Source organism: Streptomyces sp. NPDC006487, assembly GCF_042870555.1.
Lineage (GTDB): Bacteria > Actinomycetota > Actinomycetes > Streptomycetales > Streptomycetaceae > Streptomyces.
In genome coordinates, this window is the sequence record NZ_JBIAHN010000027.1 from 76,149 (window position 1) to 82,148 (window position 6,000).

Sequence of the window (6,000 nt, forward strand, 5' to 3'; positions counted from 1 at the left end):
AGGCAGCCCCGGACGGACCACCGCCCGATCGGAGCATTCACCCCGAATTTTCCGTTCGAAGCCTCCGGAATCACTCATTCCGCACCGTCTGACCTGCGCACCTTCCCCTCCATCCGCACCCCCCGACAACCTCGCCCCGCCGTCCCCTCCGGTCACACAATTTGTCGGGCCTGTGGACAAACTCCCGGCCACGTTGCGTCATGGGACGGTGAAGGCTGCTAACTCCCGGGGCACGGCCCCCGGTACCCCGCCCCGTACGCGGATCCTCATCGTCGGCGGCGGCTACGTAGGCATGTACACGGCACTCCGGCTCCAGCGAAAGCTGAGAGCCGACGAGGCCGAGGTCACGGTGGTCACTCCCGAGCCGTACATGACGTACCAGCCCTTCCTCCCTGAAGCGGCTGCCGGCTCCATTTCCCCGCGCCACGTCGTGGTCCCGCTCCGCCGCGTCCTGCCGAAATGCCGCATCGTCATCGGCGAGGCCCGGCACATCGACCACGCCGCCAGGACCGCGACCGTCACCACCCTCGCCACCGACGAGGAGGGCGGCGGCCCCGTGGAGATCGAGTACGACGAACTGGTCCTCGCCCCCGGCTCCGTCTCCCGCACGCTCCCCATTCCGGGACTCGCCGAATACGCCATCGGATTCAAGACCGTGGAAGAGGCCATCGGCCTGCGCAATCACGTCATCGAACAGATGGACATCGCCTCCTCCACCCGCGATCCCGCCCTGCGCGACGCCGCCCTCACCTTCGTCTTCGTCGGCGGCGGCTACGCGGGCGTCGAGGCGCTCGGCGAGCTGGAGGACATGGCCCGCTACGCCGCCCGCTACTACCACAACGTCAAGCCCGAGGACATGAAGTGGGTGCTGGTCGAGGCCAGCGACCGCATCCTCCCCGAGGTCGGCCCCGAGATGGGCACCTACACGATCCGCGAACTGCGCCGCCGCGGCATCGACCTGCGCCTGGAGACCCGGCTCGACTCCTGCGAGAACCGGATCGCCGTCCTCAGCGACGGCGCCCGCTTCCCCACGCGCACCGTCGTATGGACCGCGGGCGTCAAACCGCACCCGATCCTCGCCGCCAGCGACCTCCCCAAGACCGACCGCGGCCGCATCGCCTGCACCTCCTTCCTCACCGTCGAAGGAGTCGAGCACGCCTGGGCAGCCGGGGACGCCGCCTCCGTCCCCGACATCACCGCCCCCGAGAAGGGCGTCGCCTGCGCACCCAACGCGCAGCACGCCGTCCGCCAGGCCAAGGTCCTCGCGGACAACCTCGTCTCGTCCCTGCGCGGCGGACTCCTCACCGAGTACGCCCACAAGTACGCGGGATCCGTGGCCTCCCTCGGACTCCACAAGGGCGTCGCCCACGTCTACGGCCGCAAGCTCAAGGGCTACCCGGCCTGGCTCATGCACCGCGCCTACCACCTCAGCCGCGTCCCGACCCTGAACCGCAAGACGCGCGTGCTCGCCGAGTGGACGCTCTCCGGCCTCTTCAAGCGTGAGATCGTCTCGCTGGGATCCCTCGAACACCCCAGAGCAGAATTCGAACTCGCGGCGGGCGGAGGCCCCAAGGACCCTCCGAAGAAGAGCGAAGGCTGATGCTGTCAGTCCCGTCGGCCACACTGGACGTGTGACCATAGGTGGGCTCACACCTGCACAGAGTGACATCAGCGTGACATCCGAGTGCCACCCGATTGCCACCGAGTGACACAGCGACCACGAGCGACACCACGAGGCTTGAACGCAGTGAACTTCACGCGCTGGAGCGCCCGGTTCCCCGGAACGCAGCGCCGCGCCGCCGCCCGGTCCGAACACGCCGCCGCCCAGGCCAAACGGGGCGAGGGCTCGGTCCCGGCCGCCCGCGGCGCCGCCGGCCATTCCGCGACCGGCCCGGACGGCTGCCCCGCCGACCCCACGGTCCGCGGCACCGGTTCCGTCCACGGCGCCGGCTGCGCCTCGGCCGCCGCCGACGGTACGGCGACCCCCGCACCCTCCCTCGACGAGCTCTCCGTACGCGACGTCCTCGACCGCCTCCCGGCCCTCGTCGCCCTCGTGCACGGCCCCGAGCACCGCGTCGCCTACGTCAACGACGCCTACACCGCCGGCTTCGGTGCCCGCGCCCCCGGCGCCCCGGCGCACCTGGCCCTCCCCGAGCTCGGCGACCTGGGTCTGCTCCCGCTCCTCGACCAGGTCCAGCGCAGCGGCAAGCCCCGTACGGCCAAGAACCGCACCGCACCCGGCGGCACCAGCTCGTACACGGTCACCTGCACGCCGATCGAGTTCCCCAAGACCAAGGCAGACGCCGACGGATCCCACGCCGGATCCGGATCCCTCACCGGATCCGAAGGCGAAGCGGAAGCCCACACCGGCACCGGCGTCCTGATCCACCTCGCCGATGTCACCGACCACGCCGAGGCCGTCGAACGGCTGCGCGCCAGCGAGCGCCGCCAGCGCGAGGCCGCCGTCACCCTCCAGCGCTCCCTCCTCCCCCAGGAACTCGAACAGCCCGACGACCTGCGCGTCGCCGCCACCTACCAGCCCGGCGGCACCGAAGCGGCCGTCGGCGGCGACTGGTACGACGTCATCACCCTCGGCGCCGGCCGCACGGCCCTCGTCATCGGCGACGTCATGGGCCGCGGAGTCCGCGCCGCCGCCGTCATGGGCCAGCTCCGCACCGCCGTCCGCGCGTACGCCCGCCTCGACCTGCCGCCCCACGAGGTCCTGCAGCTCCTCGACGGCCTCGCGGCCGAGATCGACGCCAGCCAGATCGCCACCTGCGTCTATGCCGTCCACGACCCCAACGAGGGCCTCCTGGCGTACGCCTCCGCCGGCCACCTCCCGATCCTCGTCCGCGACGAGGACGGCACCGTCCGCCGCGCCGCCGACCCCACCGGCCCGCCGCTCGGCACCGGCGGCTGGCTGCACACCTCGGGCACCATCGCCCTGGGCCCCGGCTCCACCGCCGTCCTCTATACCGACGGCCTGGTCGAGCGCCGCGGAGAGGACATCGACGAAGGCGTCGGCGCCCTGGAACGCGCCCTCTCCGGCGCCCAGGGCACCCCCGCCGTCATCTGCGACCGCCTGATGCGCGCCCTCGGGGTCGACGCCGACCACGACGACGACGTCGCCGTGATGGTCCTCCAGCAGCCCGCCCGCACCGGCGCGGACGCCGAGCTCTTCCACAACGCCGCCCTGGAACTCCTCGGCGGCATCGAGGCCGCCCCGCGCGCCCGCGCCTTCGCCCAGGGCGTCCTCGCCTCCTGGCGCTTCCCGGTGGAGCTGTGCGACCTCGGAGTCCTGGCCGCGAGCGAACTCGTCGCGAATTCCCTCCAGCACGGCACCCCGCCCATGCGCCTGCGCCTGCGCCGCACCGACCGCCGGCTGATCATCGAGGTCACCGACGGGGACGACCACCTCCCGCGCCGCCGCCGGGCCGAACCGGCCGACGAGACCGGCCGCGGCATCTCCATCGTCGCCACGATCGCCTCGGCCTGGGGCTCCCGCCGCACCCCCGGCGGCGGCAAGGCCGTCTGGTGCGAGTTCGCCCTCCCCGACAAGGCCCCGTAGCCGCACACGAAGAAGGCCCCGGTCCACCCGACCGGGGCCTCCTCCTTCTCACCGTCCTGCTTTACCTGCTCGCTTCTTCCTACGCGGGCACGCGCTCGGCGGCCTTCACCCGCTTCACCACGACGGTGCTCCCGGCCAGCGACGGATTGTCCTGCACCGGCGTGAGCTGCTTGCCGAGCCTCAGCGCCAGCCCGGCGATGCCGAGCGAGACCAGGACGAAGATCCCGATGTAGAGCATCGGCACGGACGCGGCCAGCGGCACACCGAGCGGCCCGAGCGCCAGAGCCAGCTGCTTGACCAGCGCGAAGGCCGAGTTGTACTGGCCCACGGAACCCTCCGGCGCCAGGTCGGCCACCAGCGGCGCCAGCGTCGGCGACAGCATGGCCTCGCCGATGCCGAAGAGGGCGTACGTGGTCACGAACGCGGCGGCGGCCATGACCGCGCTGCCGTGCCCCAGCCCGGAGAACGCGGCGATGATCCACGCCACGGTCCAGAGCAGACCGACGAGCGCGATCACGCGGGACCGGCGGTGGTTCTCGACCAGCCGCAGCACGACGAACTGGGCGAGCACGATCGCACCGGTGTTGGCGGCGAGCGCGAAACCGAGCGTGGACGGGGAGATCCCGGCGGCCTCGGTACCGAAGGCGGCCAGCCCCGACTCGAACTGTCCGTAACAGGCGAAGAACAGCACGAAGCCGAGGACGCAGAACTGCACCATCGCCTTGTGCTCCAGCAGCCGCTTCCAGCCGCCGCCCGCCTGGGCAGCGTCCTTGGCCAGCGCGGTGCTGATGGCCGGCACCTGGGGCATCCGCACGGTGGCGATGACTCCGGCGAGCACCAGGAACATCACGGCCTCGATGCTGAAGAGCAGGGTGAAGCTGCCGGGACGGCTCTCGTCGACGATGAGCCCGCCGATCAGACCGCCGATGCCCAGACCCAGGTTCTGCATGAAGAACTGGAGGGCGAAGGCACGGGTCCGGGTGGACGGGGTGGAGCACCGCACGATCATCGTGGCCAGCGCGGGCTGCATGACGGCCTGGCCGGCACCCAGCGCGAGCGCCGAGAGCAGGATCGCGACCACGCCCGTGGAGAGCCCGAGCGACAGCGCGCCGAACGAGGCGACGACGGCCGCACCGATGACGACGGGCACCGGACCGCGCCGGTCGATCACCCGCCCGGTGAAGGGCAGCGCGAGAAGCGCACCGAGGGCGAACGCCATGAACGTTCCCGTCGCCCACATGGGATCCAGTTCTCGCACCTTCGCCGCGTAGACGTAGAGGAACGGAACCGTGAAGCCGATACCGAACGCGGTCAACGCGTTCCCGGCCTGGATCCTCCGCATCGCAGCGCCCATCACCTTGGTCACTTCTCACCACCTTGATTGCTGAAGCTTGAAGACTTCATACCTAAAGTTCGATGCTTAACACTACACACCGAAGGAGTTAGACGCCAACGGGCTTCATGCCATACTTCGGACCATGGGTGACACCCCCGACGGCACTGCGCCCGTCCACGAGCCGAGCCTCGACGAACAGATCGCCGTCTATCAGCGCGAGTTCCAGGACCTCGACCCCCAGGTCGAGAAGGTCGTCTCGGCCCTCAGCCGCCTGAACCGCCGCATGAACGTCGCGTACGGCCGCCAGACCGCGGCCCTGGGCATCAGCAACGCGGAGTGGGAGGTCCTCAAGGCCCTCGTCCTCTCCGGAGCCCCGTACCGGATGGGCCCGAGCGAGCTCGCGAAGCAGCTGGGCCTCACGCCGGCGGCGATGACCCACCGGATCGACCGCATGACGGCGGAAGCACTGGTCACGCGTGAGCGCGACGAGAACAACCGCGTCCGCGTGATCGTGGAGCTCACCGCGGAAGGCCGCAGCAAGTGGCTGGACGCGATGCGTGCGGCGACGGTCTTCGAGGAAGACCTCCTCCAGGACCTCTCCACGGCGGAGCGGGGCGTGCTGGGCGACATGCTCACCCGCCTCCTGGACCGCGTAGAGGACCTCCAGTCCCCGCACTGACCGCCTAGTGGCGGGGCCCAGTCTCCCGAGTTGACACGGGACCTGCGGATCCGTAAGGTTCTTCGAGTTGTCCCTGAGCCGAAAGGTTTCGGAGACAACGAATCCCGCCGCCTCGTTGCGGCACCCAACTCAGCAAGATCTCCCACTGGGAACGCATTCGGCATGCCCGAATTCATTCCCGAAGGCCGATTATGAATCGCCTGGGAAATCCACTAGAGTTCGGGAGTCGGAAGGGCCCAACAGCCCGGAAGACAAACCCCGCTGACTGGGAGTCAGGCCCGAAAGAGTCTGATAGAGTCGGAGACACAAGAACGAAGGAAGCGCCCGGAGGAAAGCCCGAGAGGGTGAGTACAAAGGAAGCGTCCGTTCCTTGAGAACTCAACAGCGTGCCAAAAATCAACGCCAAAAAGTTGATAC

At 70.0% G+C, this 6,000-nt stretch carries 4 protein-coding genes; 3 read left to right on the forward strand and 1 reads right to left on the reverse strand.

The features are described 5' to 3' along the window. Window positions 1–208 precede the first annotated feature (208 nt). Both ACFYM0_RS35660 and ACFYM0_RS35665 read left to right on the forward strand, forming a co-directional pair. Window positions 209–1,600 (forward strand): NAD(P)/FAD-dependent oxidoreductase, encoded by a 1,392-nt coding sequence (locus ACFYM0_RS35660; protein ID WP_388509184.1) that lies wholly within the window; start codon window positions 209–211, stop codon window positions 1,598–1,600. A 147-nt stretch (window positions 1,601–1,747) separates the two neighbouring features. Further along, a complete protein-coding gene (locus ACFYM0_RS35665; RefSeq protein ID WP_388509194.1) occupies window positions 1,748–3,568 on the forward strand; it encodes a SpoIIE family protein phosphatase in 1,821 nt (606 codons plus the stop codon). A 79-nt stretch (window positions 3,569–3,647) separates the two neighbouring features. On the opposite strand, the gene ACFYM0_RS35670 is transcribed toward ACFYM0_RS35665, so the two are convergent. After that, window positions 3,648–4,922: an MFS transporter gene (locus ACFYM0_RS35670; RefSeq protein WP_388509197.1), complete on the reverse strand. Its 1,275-nt coding sequence runs from the start codon at window positions 4,920–4,922 to the stop codon at window positions 3,648–3,650. Window positions 4,923–5,046: 124 nt separating this feature from the next. On the opposite strand from ACFYM0_RS35670, the gene ACFYM0_RS35675 reads away from it, so the two are divergent. Then, on the forward strand, window positions 5,047–5,583 hold the full coding sequence (locus ACFYM0_RS35675; protein WP_327253600.1) for a MarR family transcriptional regulator: 537 nt from the start codon (window positions 5,047–5,049) through the stop codon (window positions 5,581–5,583). Window positions 5,584–6,000 lie beyond the last annotated feature (417 nt).

Excerpts from the sequence above, each read along its gene's own strand:
- ACFYM0_RS35670 (WP_388509197.1), bottom strand. The coding sequence starts at position 4,922 with ATGGGCGCTGCGATGCGGAGGATCCAGGCCGGGAACGCGTTGACCGCG.
- ACFYM0_RS35675 (WP_327253600.1), top strand. The coding sequence starts at position 5,047 with ATGGGTGACACCCCCGACGGCACTGCGCCCGTCCACGAGCCGAGCCTC.